The following is a 17,042-nucleotide window of genomic DNA, read 5'->3' as shown; positions in this document are numbered from 1 at the left end:
GGGACGGTGTCTTCAAGGAGCGCCTTCCATGAGTGAGGTGGGCACGCGCAAGGTGCTCGTCACTGGCGGTGGGACGGGCATTGGTCGCGCGGTGGCGGAGGCCCTGCTGCGCGCGGGGGGGCAGGTGGTGGTGTCGGGCCGGCGCGTGGAGGTGCTGGAGTCGCTGACGACAGCATGGCCGGGACAGGCCTTCGCGCTGCCGTGTGACCTGGCCTCGCTGGAAGCCCGCGAGGGGCTGCTTCGCCGTGCCGCCGGGTTGCTGGGAGGGCTGGACGGTTTCGTCCACAGCGCGGGGCAGGTGGTGCACCAGCCGCCGGGCCACATCGGCGAGGACGCGCTTCGCGCGCAGCTCGAGGTCAACCTCATCGCGCCGCTGCGGCTGGGCGAGCAGGCACTGGAGGTGCTGGAGCCGGGTGGGGCGCAGGTGTTCATCGCGTCCACGCTGGCCACGAGGCCCGTCGTCACCAGCGCGGTGTACAGCGCGGCGAAGGCAGGGCTCCTTCAGGTGATGAAGGTGCTGGCGTTGGTGGGTGCGGCGCGAGGCGTGCGTGCCAGCGCGGTGCTGCCGGGCGTGGTGGAGACGGACATGGTGCGCGAGGTGCGCCTGGCTCCCGGCGCGGGGCCGCTGTCCGAGCCCGAGTACGCGCGGCGGCAGGAGGCCCAGCTTGCGGGCTTGCGGGCGCTGCATCCGCTCGGACGGTTGGGGCGCCCCGAGGACGTCGCAGAGGCGGTGCGCTACCTGCTGGGCGCGTCGTGGATTTCCGGTTCCGAGCTGGTGCTGGATGGAGGGCTACTGCTGCGGGAGTGAGGCGCGGTATGAGGTGGCCTCGGCTCACGAGAACGACGGGATGCTCCTCGACAGACGGCTTCAGCTCTTCGTGGTGTTGGTGGGGGTGTTCGTCACCTCGCTGGTGGTGGGCGACATCATCAGCGTGAAGCTGTTCGAGGCGAAGGTGGGGCCGGTGGTGGCGGTGATGTCCATCGGCATCCTGCCCTTCCCGGTGACGTTCCTCCTCACGGATATCCTCAACGAGTTCTACGGGAAGAGGGCGGCCCGCTTCGTGACGTGGGTGGGCTTCTTCATGGCCATCTTCGCGGTCGTGGTGATTGCCATGGCCGTGCAGGTGCCGTGGGCGCCGCTGACGCGTGCGCCGGACTTCTCGGGTACGGTGGAAGGCTCGTTCAACAACGTCTTCGCCGGCTCACAGCGCTTCCTCGTCGCGTCGATGATGGCGTACCTGGTGGGCCAGTTCTGCGACATCGCCATCTTCAACGGGCTCAAGCGACTGACGCGCAACCGGTTCTTGTGGGTGCGGGCGACGGGCTCCACGCTGGTGTCGCAGCTCCTCGACACGGTGGTGGTGCAGTACGTGGCGTGGACGGGCGTGCTGCCCAACTCCACCATCCTCGGCATCATCTACACGTCCTACGTGGTGAAGTTGCTGGTCGCGGTGGGCCTGACGCCCTTCATCTACCTGGGCCACGCCTTCGTCGAGCGCAAGCTGGGCATCGCCCCCCTGGTGCTGGGGGAGAACGGTGAACCCATTGCCCCGCCCGCGCCGCCCGTCACCCAGGAGGAGCAGCCTCGCGCCGCCTGAGCGCGAGGGGCCCAGCGGTTCAGCTTCCCTGCCGTACCAGCGGCGTGAGGATGTCCGTCCAGTGGGAGAAGATGGAGAAGTGTCCGCCGCCGGGGAAGAAGCGGGGCACCGCACGCGGAATCCGGTTCGCGAGGTACCGTCCCATCTGCGGCGGGACGATGCTGTCTCCCTCCCAGTACCAGAGGTCCACCTCCGTTCGAATCTCCTCCAGGGGGACGTTCCACGGCTGCGCGAGGATGTGCGCCTCGCGCCGTATTCCCGCCACGCCCTTGCGCGTGGCTTCGTAGCGCCAGCCCTGCACCTGCGCGGCGATGCGCGGGTCCGCGAGCACCGCGCGGTCATCCGCCGACGCCTGGGAGCGCAGGCCCGCCAGCGCTCGCGAGGGATTGGCGCGCACCTGCCGGTCATGCATGGCCATCAATGGATGCAGTAGCCACTCCGGCCACGCGGCCATGGCGTACGCGTTGCGGTAGTCCCGGTTCACGCCCTCCATGGCGCCCGGCCGGGCCAGGGGCGCCGCGCCGGAGACGAGCGCCGCGCGGGTGATGCGCTCGCCCAGCTTCCACGCGGACGCGGCGACGTAGGGGCCACCGGCGGACACACCGAAGAGCGCGAAGCGGCCAACCCTCAGCGCGTTGGCCAGTTGCTCCAAATCATTCGGGAAGTCGAGCAGCGTGCGCCCAGGCTGGTAGTCCGACAGGCCATAGCCTGGCCGGTCCGGAGTGATGAGGCGCACGCCCAACGCGTGAGTGAGCCGGTCATCCGGGTGGCGCATGTGGCGCGAGCCCGGGTTGCCGTGGATGAAGAACACGGGCAGGCCGCTCAAGTCTCCAGACTCGACGTATGCGAGCCGCCGGCCATCCCGCAGGCGGACGGTGCCTTCGCGGACCTGCACGCCCATGGCTTCGGTGTCGGACGAGGCGTTCATGGTTCCATCGGTTTCGAGCGCGCGCCAATCCACGCGGAAATAGAGGGCCACACCTTCGTCGCGCCCTTGCTGGAGGCGGACAGGCCAATGTGGCCCACGGGGTAGCGCCGCGTCTCACAGTCCTTCGAGCTGACCAGGGAGGGCAGCGGCTCGCTCATCGCCGGCAGCGCGATGGTGTCGTGCTCGGCGATGACATTGAGGATGGCGCACTGGATGCGGCGCAGGTCCACTCGCTCGCCGCCCACTTCCATGAGGCCCTGGGGGAAGAGGTTCTGCTGGTAGCAGTCCTTGATGTACTGCCGGTACACCTCACCCGGGAAGGGCACAGGGTCCGCGCCCCAGCGTTCCATGGCCAGAAACGTGGTGACGAACTCCGGGTCGTCGATGCGGCGGCACACCTCCAGCCACCGGGTGAGGCGCTGCACCGGCGCGGCCATGAGGAAACCGCTCTCCAGCACCGGCGTGGGGACGTTGCCGTAGGCGTCCACCAGCGAGTCCACGTCGAAGTGGTTGGCGGACGTCCACAGCGTGTAGAGGCCGCCCTTGCTGAAGTCCACCGGCGTGGCCTGGGCCACGAGGTTGCGGACGCCCTCGGGGTACAGGGACGTATACGCCAGGGCCATGGTGCCGCCCATGCAGTAGCCGTAGAGCGTCAAATCCCGGCTCTTGCTCACGCGCAGCGTCCACCTCACCGCCGTCTGGATGAGCCCGCCGAGCAGGTCATCCCAGGTGAGCCGCTCCTCGTCCTGTCCCGGTACACCCCAGTCGATGGCGTAGACGTCATATCCCTCGCGGGTGAGGTGCTCGATGAGGCTGCGCCCTGGAAGGAAGTCGAGGATGTACCAGCGATTGATGAGCGAATAGACGAAGAGGATGGGCGTGCGGTGGCGCCGTCGCGGGGCCGCGTAGCGCAGCAGGCGCATGCTGCCGCGCGTGTACACGACGGTGTGCGGCGTGGCGCTGATGGGCGGCTCGCGCACGCCCGAGGCCCTTTCGATGAAGGGCTTGAGGTACGGGTACGGATTGAAGGGCCGCGACTTGAGCGCGTGTGCGACGGCGCGGGTCAGCTCGACCTGCCCGGTGACGAAGGAGCGAAGACGCTGGGGCGTGGACGCGGTCATGTCAGCGGCGGCGCTTGGAGGGCGCGCGCTCCTTGGGCGGGGGCTCGGGGGACTCAGGCTCGGGCTCCGCGCCTTCCTGACGGTGGAGCAGGTCCACCACCAGTTCCAACTGGGTGCCGAGCGCCTCCACCTGGTCATTCATCCGGCGGAGCTGGTCGCGCAGGTTCTCCACCTCGGAGGTGGTGGGCAGGCGCAGGGTGCGCAGCGCGCCTTCCACCAGGCCATTGCGGCGGATGCGGGCGTTGAATCCCTGGCGCATGAGGGAGCCGCTCACGCGCAGGTACGCGGGGCTCTCGGTGACCTTGGCGGCCGCGCGGGTGAGGCCCTCCTCGGCGCGGGTGAAGACCTTGCCGGTGCGCGTGTCCGGGTGGGTGAGGTGGCCCAGCAGCTTCAGTCCGCGGGCGAGGAGCCCCTGGGACGGCGGCGGTCGTTCCGGATGACTCATGGCCGGCAGGTTATCTCAAGGCGCGGCGCAGGGGACGCCGCAGCCTGGCTCTATCGTTCCCAAAGTGAACCAAGATTCAACTTGCGTGCCTCGAAGGGCTCGGCATCGACATGGGCGCTACCGGTGTACGCGTCCAGGCGCTGCCAGGGGTTGCCTTCCCGACGATAGACCTCGAGCAACTGAATGCGCGGGTCCGCGAACCACAGATGGTTCACACCCTCGCGGGCGTAGAGCGTCATCTTCCTCGAACGGTCCAGGGCTTCGGTGGAGGGGGACAGGACTTCGCAGAGCCAGTCGGGGACGAGCTCCACGCCCGTCACGTCTGGAATCTCCGGCATGCGTTCGCGCCGCCACCCGGCGAGGTCTGGCACGAGCACGTTGCCGCCCAGGTGGAGCTCAGGCTTCGGGAGGATGACCCAGCCGCCCGGGCCTTCCGCTCCGAGCTCCGGGTCGAACGGCGCCAGTTGCTGGCTGCGCCGGGAGGACCTCCGGGGTGCAGGGTACTCCAGAGGTCCTCCTGGCTCAGCCCTGTCGCTTCACCGGGAGGGGCCCGAAGGACTGTGACACCGGCATCAGCGACATGACGTTGATGTTCACGTGCGCGGGTCGCGTGGCCACCCAGTGCACCGCGTCCGCGATGTCCTCGGGCGTCAGCGCCTGGGTGTTGGCGTAGACGGACGCGGCGCGTGTGTCGTCGCCCTTGAAGCGGACGTTGGAGAACTCCGTGCCGCCCACCAGCCCGGGCTCGATGTCCGTCACGCGCACGGCGGTGCCGTGCAGGTCCGCGCGGAGGTTGAGGCTGAACTGGTGCACGAAGGCCTTGGTGGCGCCGTACACGTTGCCGCCCGGGTAGGGCCACTCCGCCGCCACCGAGCCCATGTTGACGACGTGGCCCCGGTTGCGCGCCACCATGCCGGGCAGCACCGCGTGCGTGCAGTACAGGAGGCCCTTCACGTTGGTGTCCACCATCGTGTCCCAGTCCTCCACGCGGGCCGACTGCGCCAGGTCCAACCCCAGCGCCAGGCCCGCGTTGTTGACCAGCACGTCCACCTCGGCGAACTCCGCCGGCAGCGAGCGGATGGCCCGCTCCACGGCCTCACGGTCCGTGATGTCGAGCGTCAGGGGGAGCACCCGCTCGCCCAACTCCGCGCGCAAGGCCTCCAACCGCTCGGTGCGCCGCCCGGAGGCGATGACGCGCGCGCCGTCCTGGATGAAGCGGCGGGCAATGGCCAGGCCGAATCCCGCGGTGGCCCCGGTAATCAGAACGTTCATGGCAGTCCCCTCGTGGAGCCAGCCCCGCGAGGGCCCGGCTTGTCAGTCGTCTTCGCCTTGATAGATGCAGCCACTGGTGCACGTCTCGCGGACCACCACCCGGCTGAGCAGGGGCAGGCCCGGACGCAGGCGCTTCCAGATCCACCGCGACAGGTTCTCGCTGGTGGGGTTCTCCAGGCCTTCCACCTCATTGAGGTAGTAGTGGTCCAACTTCAGCCGCAGGGGCTCGAAGGCCTCCTTGATGTCGGAGAAGTCCATCACCCACCCGGACTGCGAGCCCACCGGGCCACGCACGTGGATTTCCACCCGGTAGCTGTGGCCGTGAAGCCGGCTGCACTTGTGCCCGGGCGGCACGTTGGGAAGCCGGTGCGCGGCCTCAAAGGTGAATTCCTTGAAGATGTCCAAGGCGTCTCCTGACAGCGGGTGGAAGGCGGCTCATATCCCGCGCGTTCCTCCTGGCGTCAAGGTACGCCCTGCCTCCCTGAAACACCGGCATGTCTCGCCTCGCCGCGCGCCCACGCGCCCGGGGAGGCCCGGCTCGGCCCTTCGCTCTGTGTGAAAAATCCCCGGGAATATTCCCGCGCGCGTTGCACACATCACACTTCAGCTCCCCGCGACGGCCCACCTGTCGGTGATGCGGAGCATCCGTCCCAACCCCGCGAAACCACGTTTCCTGCCTCCTCCCTCTACGTCCCGGCAGGCAGGGGTTGCCGCGAGCGGAGGGAATGAACAGCGCGGGGCTCGGAATTGGCGGCCGTCCTCGCGAGCGCCTCCCGCGCCGCGACCCACACCAGGAGTCCGCCAGGATGCGCAACCGCTCGCCGTGGTTCACGGCCCTCTGCTCCGCTGCCCTGCTGTCCTTGTTGGCCTGCGATGGCAAGGGGGAGCTCACCCAGGAAGGTGGCTCGCCTCCGGGCTCCAGCGAGACGCCGTCGACGGGCAACCCGTCCGTTCCTGGCACGCCTCCCACCAACGATGACGACGACACGACGAACCCTGGAACGCCGGAGCCTCCGCCGGTCATCGTCGACATCCCGGATCCGCCCCCTCAGCCCGAGCCCCAACCCCAGCCAGAACCGGAGCCTCCGCCTGAACCCGAGCCCCAGTACTCGCGCATCCTCTGGGTGGCGCCCAACGGCAGTGACAGTGCTTCCGCCACGGAGATGGCGCCGCTGCGAACGGTGACGCGCGCGCTGGCGTTGGTGCGGCCGGGCGAGGCCATCTACCTGAAGACGGGCACCTACGCCGAGCGCCTCAAGCTGGAGGAGAAGGGTGGCTCGGCGTCCAGCCTGCTCACGCTGCGGGCCGCGCCGGGCGCGAAGCCGGTGCTGAAGCCGTCCGGCAGCGGCTCCTCCATGGTGGACGTGCGCGGTGCGTACTGGAGCATCGAGGGGCTCACCATCGACGTGGCGGGCAATGCCTCCTTCGCGGTGCTGTTCCGCGGCGTGGGTGCCCACCACGGCGTGCTGCGTGGCTCCACGCTGAAGAACGGCACCGCGGGCGCGGGCGTCAACGTGTGTGAGAAGGCCAGTGATGTCCTCATCGAGGGCAACACCATCTCCCACTTCAACCGCAACGGAGATGACAGCCACGGCGTCATCGTCCAGACGACGGCGCGCAACGTGGTGGTGCGTGGCAACGACATCCACCACAACTCCGGGGACGCGGTGCAGTGCATCGGCCCCGAGGGCGGCGCTACCATCTCCGGCACGCCCTTCGACAACCTCCTGGTGGAGGACAACGAGCTGCACGAGAACCGTGAGAATGGCGTCGATGTGAAGACGTGCACTCGCGTCACGCTGCGCGGCAACATCATCTGGGGCCACAAGATGTCATCCACCTCGCGCGGCGAGGGCGTGGTGGTGCACCTGTCCGCGAAGGACGTCACCCTGGAGGACAACGTCTTCTACAACAACGGCCGCGCCATCAGCATCGGCGGGGTGCGCCAGGGCTCGCCGCCCACCAACATCGTCATCCGCCGCAACCTGGTGCGGGACGGCCTGGGCGGCGGCGAGGAGGGCAGCGGCATCCGCGTGGACACGACGTCGAACGTGAAGGTTCATCACAACACCGTCTGGAACATGCCCGGGCCGTGTCTCACCTTCGGCCATGGCGACACCGGGGCCAGCGCCAGCCTGGATGTGCGCAACAACGTCTTCTCCGGATGTGGGGTGGCGGTGCGCGGCGGCCCCGGGCGCTCGGGGGCGGTGGTGGACGCCAACCTCTACTTCCGCAATTCGGGCTCGGCCCTCTTCCGGCTGAACGGCGTGGACATGGGCTTCTCGCAGTGGCGCTCGCAGAGCGGGCTGGACGGCCGCTCCCAGGAGAAGGCCCCTGGCTTCGTCAACATCGACACCGGGGACTTCCGCCTGGGGGCGGGTTCGCCCGCCCTCAACGCGGGGCTGTCGCTGGGGTTGGCCTGGTGCGGGCCAGGCCCGGACCAGGGCGCTTTCGAGTCGGACTGCCCCTGAGCCGTCAGGGCGTGTAGAGTGGGGGCCCCTTCTGCCCTGGACCCCACTCTCCACGTGCCGTCCTCGCTGGAATTCGTATCAGGCATCTCCCTGGTGCCCTCGGACTCACCCGCGCGGGAGCTGCTGGCCGCGGCCGCCGCTCGTGCGGGTCTACGGGTGGTGGACGGTCTCGAAGAGGCCTCCCTGGCGCTGGTGGACCTCACCGCGCCGGGAGGGCTCGCCGCGGGGCAGTCCCTGGTGGACGCCGCCCTCGCCGCCCACCTCACGTTGGTGGTGCTGGTGGCACCGGGCGAAAGCCACTTCGCCGAGGCGCAGTCCCTCGAACCGGCGGACGTCCTCACCGCGCCGGTGGCCATGCACGAGCTGGCCTGGCGGCTCCAGTGCGCCGCCGAGCGCCACGTGGAGCGCGAGGAACAGGCGCGCAGCCAGGAGGACCTAGCGCTCCTGCTGGAACTGACGGCGGACTACGCGGAGACGTCGGACGTGGAGGCGCTGCTGCACGGCGTCACCCGGCGGCTGGCGGAGAAGCTGGACATCGCGCGCGCCACGCTGGTGATGCTGGGGCGCAGCGCGGATGAGGGCATCATCGTCGCCGCCAGCGACGACCCCACGCTCAAGGACCTGCGCATCGACCTGTCGCGCTACCCCGAGATTCGCGAGGTGATGCGAACGGGCAAGCCGGTGGTGATGCAGGAGGCCTCCACCCACCCGCTGCTGGGGGACGTGGAGCGGCGCGCGGTGGCCGCCCGGGGCATCCACGCCATCGCCGCGCTGCCGCTGCCCATCCGCGGGCAGGTGCGCGGCGTGCTGCTGCTGCGCGCGGCGGGGCGGCGGCGCACCTTCACGCCGCGGGAAATCGACTTCCTCACCACCGTGGCGCACGCCACCGCGGTGGCCCTGCGCAACGCGTCCGTGCTCCAGTCCGTGCGCGGGCAGACGGAGGCGGAGAAGACGGCCCGCCTGGCCGCGGAGGAGCAGGCGGCCTCGTTCAAGCCGTACCAGCTCTTCTTCGCGCACGTCAGTGAAGGCGTGGCCATCCTCGACGACAAGGCCTGCGTGCTGTCGCTGAATCCGTCCGGCGCGGCCATGCTGGACGTGGATGCTCCGGACGCGCGGGGCCGCCACCTGCACCAGGTGACTCAGCCGGTGGATGAGAACGTGCTGATGGAGCTGGTGACCACCGCCGCGCGCGGCGAGGCCCGCTCCGGCGCGGACGTGCAGGTGTGCACCCGCACGGGTCGCCGCCTGACGCTGTCCATGTCCGCGGCGCCGCTGCGCGACGAGGAGGCGGCCACCATCCTCTCCTTCCGCGACGTCACGGACGCGCGAAGGCTGGAGGACGAGCTGCTCCAGACGAAGGACTTCCTGGAGCGGCTCATCGACTCGTCGGTGGACGCCATCATCGCGACCGACTTGAAGGGGCGCATCATCCTCTTCAACAAGGGCGCGGAGGCGCTGTGCGGTTACACCGCGCAGGAGGCCCTGGGCGGCGGCCTCACCGTGCACCAGCTCTATCCGCCTGGCGTGGCGAAGCGGGTGATGGCCATGATTCGGGCGCCCGAGCACGGCGGCAAGGGCCGGCTGTCCCTCATCCGGGAGGAGCTGGTGCACCGCTCCGGTGAGCGGGTGCCGGTGAACATGACGGCCTCCATCGTCTACGAAGGGGGCCGTGAGGTGTTCAGCGTGGGCATCTTCACGGACATGCGCGCGCGCATGCAGTTGGAGCGCAAGCTGTCCGACGTGGAGACGCGGCTGGAGGAGAGCGAGAAGAGCGCGGTCATCGTCGCGCTCGCTGGCACCGCCGCGCACGAGCTGAACCAGCCGCTCACCTCGGTGATGGGCTACGCCGAGCTGCTGAAGCGGAAGCTGAAGGAAGACGACTTCGCCTGGAAGCCGGTGGACATCATCTACCGCGAGGCGGAGCGCATGGCGGAAATCGTCCGGAAGATTGGAAAGATTACCCGCTACGAGACGAAGTCCTACATGGGGGCGCAACAGATTCTCGACCTGGACAAGGCCACCTCCCATGAAGACTGAGACCCGAGCCGTGCGCATCGCCGGCGGCCCTGCCCCCGAGTTCTTCCAGGCCCTGTTCGAGGCGCTCGACGCCCCCGCGGCCATGTGTGACCCGGCCCTGCGCCTGGTCGCCGTCAACGACGCCTTCCGCCGCTTCTGCGCCGACCAGCACGTGTCCGTGGAGGAGGTGGCGCGCACCCTGTCCGGCGCCAGCGTGCCGGCGGATGGCGCCAGCTGCGACGTGGAGCTCTTGCCCGACCTGCCCGGCGTGGTGCTGACGCTGTCCCGCCGGGGCGACGTGGTGGCCGTCCGCGCGCGCAACGAGCCGGAGCTGTCACGCAACCGGCTGGTGGTGGCGGAGCGGGCCCTTCTGGAGCAGGCGCGCACTGAAGGCGTGCTGTTGGACCTGGGCCGCAGCGTGGCCGAGGCCGGCGGCGAGGAGGAACTGGTCGCCGCGGTGGCTCGCGGCGTGAAGGAGCTGTTCCCCGGGCGTTCGTTCTGCATCCGCATCACCGACTCGCGGACGGGCGGTCTCACGTCGCTCTACGCGGAGGGGCGGCTGAAGGAAGGCGCGCACGAGCCGCTGGTGCTGATGGAGCGCGCGGTGGAGAAGACGAGCCTGGACCGCGCGTCCCTGCCCGTGGACCGCGTGGCGGTGCTGGGCGAAGTCCCGCTGCTGTTCCAGGACAGCACCCATGGCGTGAGCGCGCCGCTGGTTGCCAGCGGGCAACTCTTTGGCGCCATCAACATGGAGTACCCGGCGGACTTCGTCTCCGACGTGCCGCATGACGAGCGCGTGCTGCTCCAGCTCGCCAACCAGGTGGCGGTGGCGGTGAAGAACGCGAAGCTCATCGATGAGCTGACGTTCGTCCGCAAGTACCTGGAGGACCTGCTGGAGAAGGCCAACGCCCTCATCCTGGTGGCGAACCGGGACAAGCAGGTCGTCGTCTTCAACCAGGCGCTGAGCGCGCTCACCGGCTTCGGCAAGGAAGAGGTGCTGGGCCGGGACTTCTTCTGGCTCATCCCGGAGAGCGAGCACCTGCGGCTCAACCAGCTCATCGCCGCGGCGATTCGCGGCGAGCCGGTGAACAGCTTCGAGACGCGGCTGCTGACGAGCAGCGGCGCGGAGGTGCGCGTCTCCTTCGCGACCTCCTCCAAGCTCTCCCAGCACGGGGAGGTGGAGGGCGTCATCGCCATCGGGCAGGACATCACGGTGGTGAAGGAGCTGGAGAAGCGCATCATCCACGCGGAGAAGCTGGCCTCCATCGGTCAGCTCGCCGCCAGCGTGGTGCACGAAATCAACAACCCGATGACGGCGGTGGCCACGTACGCGGACGCGCTGCTCCAGCGCTCGCGGATGACGCCGGGGGCCAACCCGGCGGACCAGGAGAAGCTGCGCAAAATCCTGGAGAGCAGCCACCGCATCCTCCGCTTCACGCGAGATTTGGTCAGCTACGCGCGCCCGGCGCAGGACCGGCCGGAGCGGGTGCAACTCAACGCCATCGTGGACATGGCGGTGGGCTTCTGCGAGCACGTGGTGGCCCAGGCTCGCGTCACCATCCAGCGCGAGTACATCGAACTGCCACCCCTGTCCGCCGTGCGCGCCAACCTGGTGCAGGTGTTCGTCAACCTCATCACCAACGCGTGCCACGCGATGCCGCCGGGAGGCTCCGTCATCCTGGCCACGGGCCGTGACGGGCAGGACGCGGTGGTGAAGGTGCGCGACACGGGCACGGGCATCGAGCCCAAGCACCTGCAGCGCATCTTCGAGCCCTTCTTCACCACCAAGCCGGAAGGGCGGGGCACCGGCTTGGGGCTCTCCATCTGCCAGGGCATCGTGGAGAACCACGGTGGCCGGCTGACGGTGGAGAGCACCATGGGCGAGGGCACCACCTTCATCGTGCGCCTGCCGCTCCAGCAGGGCTGAGCCCGCGCTCAGTCCCGCATGTAGTGGCAGGTGTAGCCGCCCGGGTTCTTCACCAGGTAGTCCTGGTGGTAGTCCTCGGCGGGGGTGAATGCGCCCGCGGACACAATCTGCGTGACGACGGGCCGGGGCCACTTCCTGGAGGCATCCACCCGCGCCTTCACTTCCTCGGCGACGCGCTTCTGGGCGTCGGACAGGTAGAAGATGGCGGAGCGATACTGCGTGCCCACGTCATTGCCCTGACGGTTGAGCGTCGTCGGGTCGTGCATGCGGAAGAACCACTGCTCCAGCAGCGTCTCGTACGTCAGCCGGGTGGGGTCGAACACGACGCGCACGGCTTCGGCGTGCCCCGTCTTGTCCGAGCTCACGTCGTGATACGTGGGATTGCGGAAGGCGCTGGAGCCGCCCGTGTAGCCCACCTCCGTCTGGACGACGCCGGGAATCTTGCGCAGCAGGTCCTCCATTCCCCAGAAGCACCCGCCCGCCAGCAGCGCCGTCTCCGTGAAGGGCGAGGTGTCCTGGCGCTTCGTGGCGGCGGCCGGAGCGGGGCGGCCGAAGAGTGGAAGCCAGGCCCCATAACCCTCCTTCGCCAGGTCATTCACCGCGACGAAGCGCAGGGCCGCGGAGTTGATGCAGTAGCGCGTCTTCGCGGGCGCGGGCCCGTCCCCGAAGAGGTGGCCCAGGTGTGAGCCCGCGGCCTTCGAGCGCACCTCCACGCGCTCCATGCCCTGCGTGCTGTCCCGCTTCTCGACGATGCGAGCGCTGTCCACCGGGCGAGTGAAGCTGGGCCAGCCGGTGCCGGAGTCGAACTTGTCGCGCGAGGAGAAGAGGGGCTCGCCGCTCACCACGTCGACGTAGAGGCCCTCTTCGTGGTGGTTCCACAGGGGATTGCGGAAGGCGGGCTCCGTGGCTCCCTTCTGCGTCACCTCGTAGGCCAGCGGGGACAAGGTGCGCCGCAAGTCGGCGTCCGAGGGCTTCTCGTAGCGGCGGGTGTCCTGGATGGTGGGGCCTGGCGCGGCGGGCGCGGCCCCGCGGGCCTCGGTGCACGCGGACAGCACGGCGAGCGCGGCAAGGGCCAGGGGCATGAGCCGACGGGCCAGGGACGAGGAGGTGGAGGCGGTGGGCATGGACGCGGTCTCCGGAAGTTCCCGCGAGCGCGGGTGCTTCTGTGTGTACGCGCGAGGCCCCCAGGTGGTTTCCGAGGCGGTGGCACCGGGCCTCCGCCCGCCGGGCATGCAGGCGGGCGCCCCGCGCAGATGCCCCGTGCCACACGAACCGCCTCGAGCCGATTCCTCCCGGCCCCGGTGCATCGTCACGACTCGCCGCTGGCCTTGTCCTCGTCGTCCAGCTCGCGGGTGAACTCCTCGTTCGTGAGCAGGCCCTTGCGCGCCATGATGCGCATCAGCGCCCAGAACTTCCGCTCCAGCTCCTCGACGCGATCCGGGTCTTCTCGCGCTTGTCCGAAGAGGTAGTCCAGGTCGTCCAGCACGCCGCCCGCGTTCGCCACGGGGGCCTTGGGCTTCGCGGCGCCGCCCTGTCCGCGCTTCTGCTTGCTCTGCTCCTCGCGGGCGCGAATCAGCTCCGCCAGGGACGTGCGCTGCGTCGCCTCGCCGGGCGGCAGCTCCTCGCCGATGATGACCTCCTCGTCGTCATCCTCTTCGGACGGCGGCGCCGTGGGGCGTGTCACCGGCGGCGCGGCCTTCACCGGCTTCGCGGCGGGCCTCGCGGGCGCGGGGCGGCTGGCGGAGGGCGAGGCCACCGGCACCTTGTGGTAGTAGCGGAGGATGGCGCCACGCACGGTGGACAGCGGCGCCACGCGCGGGCTGACCTTGAGGCCGGTGGTGAACTCAATCTCCTCCACCGCCGTCACGTTGAGCGGATCACTCATCGCCACCACGAGCTGTTTGCGCCCGCCCGTGCTTTCCAGTGCGACGGGGAACAAGTCGTGCTGTTCGCAGAAGCGCGCGCGCAGCATGTGCACCGCGGCCCACTCCGGCGTGGTGGCCGCGAGGTCCACTCGCGGCAGCCCCAGGGCCTGGCTCAGCGCGTCCGCGAGCGTGGCCTCCGTGATGGCACCCTGCGCGATGAGGGTGGCCCCCAGCCGTTGTCCTGATTTCCGGTGAGCTGCGAGCCCCGCCTCGAGCTGGGCGACGCTGATCGCCCGCTGCTCCAACAGGAGCTCGCCAATGCGCTTCCTCGCCATGAATCCGGCCTTAACACGCGCGACGAAACCCAGGAAGCAAGCGCGGTGTCACATCCGGAGGCACTTGGGAATACCCCCGAAAATGCCCGCGCTGCTGCTTGGAGGACGGCCTGACAAGAGGGGGCTCAGCGCAAAATTCCTGTGAGATTTCAGCACTTAACGGCACTGCCCCTACCTTGACACCCCACACGCCCATTCCTAAAGTCGGCACACCGTTTTCAACATCCATTCCTGCCGCCCAACCGGGTGGACCGTCCGCTCGGGGGGACGTCAGGTCTGGAAGGTCCGCTAGAGCGGGCCAAGCTGCCTGTGGAGGCAACACTCGATGGACCTGGCGTCTGTGACGAACCTGACCGTGCTGGCGAATGTCGGCGGCCCTCAGCGGGGCTTCTTCGAAGAAATCGCCATGCGCTGGGAGGCCGGCCAGTGGGGTATGTACCCCATCGCCGCCTGCCTCATCGTGGCACTCGCCATCATGGTCGAGCGAAGCATCATCCTTTTCGGCAAGGCCTCCATCAACAAGGAGGCCTTCCTGCGTGGCCTGAAGAAGCACATCTACGCGGGTGACCTGGACAAGGCCATCAACTACGTGGCTGGCCAGAAGTCCACGCCGCTGACGAACGTCATCAAGGCCGGTCTGATGAACGTTCCGAAGGGCAACGACGAGGTCCAGGCCGCGCTCGACGAGGCCAGCCTCCGCGAGACGCCGAAGATCGAGGCCCGCACCGGTTACCTCGCCATGCTCGGCAACGCGGCGATGCTCGCCGGTCTGCTCGGAACGGTGTCCGGTCTCATCGCCTGCTTCGAGGCCGTGGCCAACGTGAACCCGGCCGACAAGGCGGCGATTCTCGCCATCGGTATTTCTGAAGCCATGAACTGCACCGGCTTCGGTCTGCTCACGGCCATCCCGGCGCTGATCTCCTTCTCCGTGCTGACGGGCCGCACGCAGAGCCTCATCAACGACATCAACGAGACCAGCGTCTCCGTCCTCAACCTCATCGTGGCCAACAAGGACAAGTTCAAGAACCTGAACGTCCCCACGGCGGCTCGCGACGAGGAGTAGGAAGTCCTTCGGGAACCCGGAGTCCGGGCGCGCTGTCCTGTCCCCACGGATGTGGGGACGCGCGGCGCGCTCCCATCAGTCTCACCGACGCTCACTGAGCGCGGCCGAAGGAGAAGAACGCCATGGCCGGCGGAATGGACACAGGTGGAGGCAAAGGCGGCAAGAAGTCGCTCGACACCTCCATCAACCTCACGGCATTCATCGACCTGATGGCGGTGACCATCAGCTTCCTCATCCTGACGGCGGTCTGGACCCAGATTGGCCGGCTCCAGGTTTCGCAGGCGGGTGGCCCCTCCACGGAGGAGGAGCAGCAGCAGGAAGAGCAGACCAAGACGGTCCAGCTCAACCTGCTCATCACGCCCACGGAGCTGCGGCTGACCGCGGACCAGAGCGCTTTCGATCCGATTCCCCTCACTAAGGATGCGAAGGGCAAGACGGACCTGACCAAGCTGGTGGCGCGCTTCAAGGAACTGAAGGCGCAGCTGCCGGACCAGTCCGCCATCACCCTGCAACCTGAAGACAAGGTCCGCTACGAGGACCTGGTCCGCATCATTGACGAGTGCATCGGCGCTGGGTTGCCCCAGGTGTCGGTGTCCGCGGCGATGGGCTAGCCGCCCAAGGAGCTCACGACACGTCATGGCCATTCAGGTTCCAGGCAAGCGATACGGCAAGCGGCTCCAGCACTCCAAGGTGTTCGGGCACGGCGGGACCGCGAAGAAGAGCGGTTACTCCGACCTCCTCATCACCCCGCTGGTCGACATGTTCATCATCATCGTGCTCTTCCTCATCGCGAACTTCTCCGCGACGGGTGAGGTGCTGATGATGACCAAGGACATCGAGCTTCCCGAGGCGGTCAACGTCAAGGAAGTGGAGATGCACCCGGTGGTGATGGTCTCCGGTGAGCAGATCAGCGTCTCCGGCACCATCATTGGCCGCGTGGAGGACTTCACCAAGGACGAGTACCTCAACATTCCGTCGCTGGAGGAGAAGCTCCGCGACATGAAGAAGCAGTACGAGGACCTCCACTCCATGGCGCAGGACACGGCCAACACCTTCAAGGGCGACATCAACATCCAGGCCCACAAGGACGTGGAGTACTCCATCATCAAGCGGGTGATGTTCAGCTGCGCCACGGCGGGCTACAACAACATCAACTTCGCGGTGATTACGGCGGGTGATGCTGAGGCGGTGAAGGCCGCCAGCGCCAAGGCCACCCCGTAGCTTCCAGGTGATTGGGCCTTGGGGCCCCGCGACGCCCTGGTCCTCGTGGCCAGGGCGTTTTCGTTTGTGAAGAAGGACGCGTCTTCATGCTGCTTCGTGCCGTCATCTTCGACCTCGATGGAACCCTGGTGGACTCGCTGGGGGACATCGCCGATGCGACGAACCATGCGCTGGCCCACCACGGTCTGCCCACCCATCCGGAGTCCGCGTACCTGCGCTTCGTGGGCAGCGGTGTCCGGGAGTTGATTCGCCGGGCGGTGCCTTCAGGGCAGGACGCGCTCATCGAGCCGGTGCTGGCCTCCTACAAGGCCTACTACGACGACCACCTCTTCGACCGCACCGCGCACTACCCGGGCATCCCGGAGATGCTGACCGCGCTGGCCGCGCAGGGCACGAAGCTGGCGGTGCTCAGCAACAAGTCAGACGACTTCGTGAAGCGCCTGGTCGCGCGCCTGCTGCCACAAGCCTCCTTCGCCGCCGTGTACGGCGAGCGGCCGGAGCTGCCGCGCAAGCCGGACCCGACGGCGGCGCTGGCGTTGGCCTCGGAGCTGGGCGTACCACCCGCGGCCTGCGGCTTCGTGGGGGACACGTCCATCGACATGGACACGGCGCGCGCGGCGGGGATGTACGGCGTGGGCGTGGCCTGGGGCTTCCGCGAGGTGGACGAGCTGAAGGCCCACGGCGCGCGCGCGGTGGCCGCCACCGCGGCGGAGTTGCTGGCGGCGCTGCGGGATGCCAGGCCTTGAACAGGAGGAAGACCCGCGCGGGCGCACTCCAGTC

16 protein-coding genes and 1 pseudogene are annotated in these 17,042 nt (G+C 68.7%); 9 read left to right on the top strand and 8 right to left on the bottom strand.

Annotation, left to right across the window (positions count from 1 at the left end):
• Positions 1–28: 28 nt before the first annotated feature.
• Positions 29–808, top strand: a complete 780-nt coding sequence (locus FMQ63_RS01800; protein ID WP_011556800.1) for an SDR family NAD(P)-dependent oxidoreductase — start codon at positions 29–31, stop codon at positions 806–808.
• Between the two features lie 40 nt (positions 809–848).
• A complete protein-coding gene (locus FMQ63_RS01795; protein WP_026114052.1) occupies positions 849–1,598 on the top strand; it encodes a queuosine precursor transporter in 750 nt (249 codons plus the stop codon).
• Between the two features lie 19 nt (positions 1,599–1,617).
• Here the strand turns inward: FMQ63_RS01795 and FMQ63_RS01790 are convergent, their stop codons facing one another.
• From FMQ63_RS01790 to queD, 6 genes are all read right to left on the bottom strand, one after another.
• Positions 1,618–2,526, bottom strand: coding sequence for an alpha/beta fold hydrolase (locus tag FMQ63_RS01790; RefSeq protein WP_011556798.1), 909 nt, complete (start codon positions 2,524–2,526; stop codon positions 1,618–1,620).
• Positions 2,523–3,647, bottom strand: coding sequence for an alpha/beta fold hydrolase (locus FMQ63_RS01785; protein ID WP_011556797.1), 1,125 nt, complete (start codon positions 3,645–3,647; stop codon positions 2,523–2,525). The genes FMQ63_RS01790 and FMQ63_RS01785 overlap by 4 nt, the downstream gene beginning before the upstream one ends.
• Position 3,648: 1 nt before the next feature.
• Entirely contained in the window at positions 3,649–4,092 is a 444-nt protein-coding gene (locus tag FMQ63_RS01780) for a hypothetical protein (protein WP_011556796.1), read from the bottom strand.
• Between the two features lie 50 nt (positions 4,093–4,142).
• Positions 4,143–4,505, bottom strand: a complete 363-nt coding sequence (locus FMQ63_RS01775; protein WP_074960085.1) for a Uma2 family endonuclease — start codon at positions 4,503–4,505, stop codon at positions 4,143–4,145.
• 109 nt (positions 4,506–4,614) lie between these two features.
• Positions 4,615–5,364, bottom strand: coding sequence for a bifunctional NADP-dependent 3-hydroxy acid dehydrogenase/3-hydroxypropionate dehydrogenase YdfG (ydfG, locus tag FMQ63_RS01770; protein WP_011556794.1), 750 nt, complete (start codon positions 5,362–5,364; stop codon positions 4,615–4,617).
• A 42-nt stretch (positions 5,365–5,406) separates the two neighbouring features.
• Positions 5,407–5,769 (bottom strand): 6-carboxytetrahydropterin synthase QueD, encoded by a 363-nt coding sequence (gene queD / locus FMQ63_RS01765; protein WP_011556793.1) that lies wholly within the window; start codon positions 5,767–5,769, stop codon positions 5,407–5,409.
• 401 nt (positions 5,770–6,170) lie between these two features.
• Here queD and FMQ63_RS01760 point away from each other — a divergent pair, with 401 nt between their 5' ends.
• The 3 genes from FMQ63_RS01760 to FMQ63_RS01750 are packed head-to-tail and all read left to right on the top strand — an operon-like array spanning position 6,171 to position 11,778.
• On the top strand, positions 6,171–7,835 hold the full coding sequence (locus tag FMQ63_RS01760; protein WP_026114051.1) for a nitrous oxide reductase family maturation protein NosD: 1,665 nt from the start codon (positions 6,171–6,173) through the stop codon (positions 7,833–7,835).
• A 54-nt stretch (positions 7,836–7,889) separates the two neighbouring features.
• A complete protein-coding gene (locus tag FMQ63_RS01755) occupies positions 7,890–9,872 on the top strand; it encodes a PAS domain S-box protein (RefSeq protein ID WP_225909600.1) in 1,983 nt (660 codons plus the stop codon).
• Positions 9,862–11,778 (top strand): GAF domain-containing sensor histidine kinase, encoded by a 1,917-nt coding sequence (locus FMQ63_RS01750; protein ID WP_044277299.1) that lies wholly within the window; start codon positions 9,862–9,864, stop codon positions 11,776–11,778. Before FMQ63_RS01755 ends, FMQ63_RS01750 begins: the two co-directional genes overlap by 11 nt.
• Positions 11,779–11,786: 8 nt before the next feature.
• Here the strand turns inward: FMQ63_RS01750 and FMQ63_RS01745 are convergent.
• A pseudogene (locus FMQ63_RS01745) lies at positions 11,787–12,746 on the bottom strand (bifunctional methionine sulfoxide reductase B/A protein); the annotation flags it as partial.
• A 341-nt stretch (positions 12,747–13,087) separates the two neighbouring features.
• Complete coding sequence (locus FMQ63_RS01740; RefSeq protein WP_011556788.1) at positions 13,088–13,978, bottom strand: general secretion pathway protein GspE; 891 nt, start codon at positions 13,976–13,978, stop codon at positions 13,088–13,090.
• A gap of 325 nt (positions 13,979–14,303) precedes the next feature.
• Between FMQ63_RS01740 and FMQ63_RS01735 the strand changes: the two genes are divergently transcribed.
• The 4 genes from FMQ63_RS01735 to FMQ63_RS01720 all read left to right on the top strand — a co-directional run bounded on the left by FMQ63_RS01735 (position 14,304) and on the right by FMQ63_RS01720 (position 17,008).
• Positions 14,304–15,041 (top strand): MotA/TolQ/ExbB proton channel family protein, encoded by a 738-nt coding sequence (locus FMQ63_RS01735; RefSeq protein WP_011556787.1) that lies wholly within the window; start codon positions 14,304–14,306, stop codon positions 15,039–15,041.
• Positions 15,042–15,163: 122 nt separating this feature from the next.
• Positions 15,164–15,652 (top strand): biopolymer transporter ExbD, encoded by a 489-nt coding sequence (locus FMQ63_RS01730; RefSeq protein WP_011556786.1) that lies wholly within the window; start codon positions 15,164–15,166, stop codon positions 15,650–15,652.
• 25 nt (positions 15,653–15,677) lie between these two features.
• Positions 15,678–16,262 carry a biopolymer transporter ExbD gene (locus tag FMQ63_RS01725; RefSeq protein WP_011556785.1) on the top strand — a complete coding sequence of 195 codons (585 nt, stop codon included), beginning with the start codon at positions 15,678–15,680 and terminating at the stop codon, positions 16,260–16,262.
• An 86-nt stretch (positions 16,263–16,348) separates the two neighbouring features.
• Positions 16,349–17,008 carry an HAD family hydrolase gene (locus tag FMQ63_RS01720; RefSeq protein WP_011556784.1) on the top strand — a complete coding sequence of 220 codons (660 nt, stop codon included), beginning with the start codon at positions 16,349–16,351 and terminating at the stop codon, positions 17,006–17,008.
• The last annotated feature ends 34 nt before the right edge of the window (positions 17,009–17,042 follow it).

The organism is Myxococcus sp. CA005 (genome assembly GCF_006518205.1).
Classification (GTDB): Bacteria; Myxococcota; Myxococcia; order Myxococcales; family Myxococcaceae; genus Myxococcus; species Myxococcus xanthus.
This window is presented reverse-complemented; position numbering and strand designations above follow the sequence as displayed.

Bases quoted from the DNA above. Each gene is read 5' to 3' on its own strand.
- FMQ63_RS01720 (WP_011556784.1), top strand. From the start codon at position 16,349: ATGCTGCTTCGTGCCGTCATCTTCGACCTCGATGGAACCCTGGTGGAC.
- FMQ63_RS01740 (WP_011556788.1), bottom strand. From the start codon at position 13,978: ATGGCGAGGAAGCGCATTGGCGAGCTCCTGTTGGAGCAGCGGGCGATC.
- FMQ63_RS01725 (WP_011556785.1), top strand. From the start codon at position 15,678: ATGGCCATTCAGGTTCCAGGCAAGCGATACGGCAAGCGGCTCCAGCAC.
- ydfG (WP_011556794.1), bottom strand. From the start codon at position 5,364: ATGAACGTTCTGATTACCGGGGCCACCGCGGGATTCGGCCTGGCCATT.
- FMQ63_RS01800 (WP_011556800.1), top strand. From the start codon at position 29: ATGAGTGAGGTGGGCACGCGCAAGGTGCTCGTCACTGGCGGTGGGACG.
- FMQ63_RS01750 (WP_044277299.1), top strand. From the start codon at position 9,862: ATGAAGACTGAGACCCGAGCCGTGCGCATCGCCGGCGGCCCTGCCCCC.
- FMQ63_RS01790 (WP_011556798.1), bottom strand. From the start codon at position 2,526: ATGAACGCCTCGTCCGACACCGAAGCCATGGGCGTGCAGGTCCGCGAA.
- FMQ63_RS01760 (WP_026114051.1), top strand. From the start codon at position 6,171: ATGCGCAACCGCTCGCCGTGGTTCACGGCCCTCTGCTCCGCTGCCCTG.
- FMQ63_RS01735 (WP_011556787.1), top strand. From the start codon at position 14,304: ATGGACCTGGCGTCTGTGACGAACCTGACCGTGCTGGCGAATGTCGGC.
- FMQ63_RS01785 (WP_011556797.1), bottom strand. From the start codon at position 3,647: ATGACCGCGTCCACGCCCCAGCGTCTTCGCTCCTTCGTCACCGGGCAG.
- FMQ63_RS01730 (WP_011556786.1), top strand. From the start codon at position 15,164: ATGGCCGGCGGAATGGACACAGGTGGAGGCAAAGGCGGCAAGAAGTCG.
- FMQ63_RS01780 (WP_011556796.1), bottom strand. From the start codon at position 4,092: ATGAGTCATCCGGAACGACCGCCGCCGTCCCAGGGGCTCCTCGCCCGC.
- FMQ63_RS01795 (WP_026114052.1), top strand. From the start codon at position 849: ATGCTCCTCGACAGACGGCTTCAGCTCTTCGTGGTGTTGGTGGGGGTG.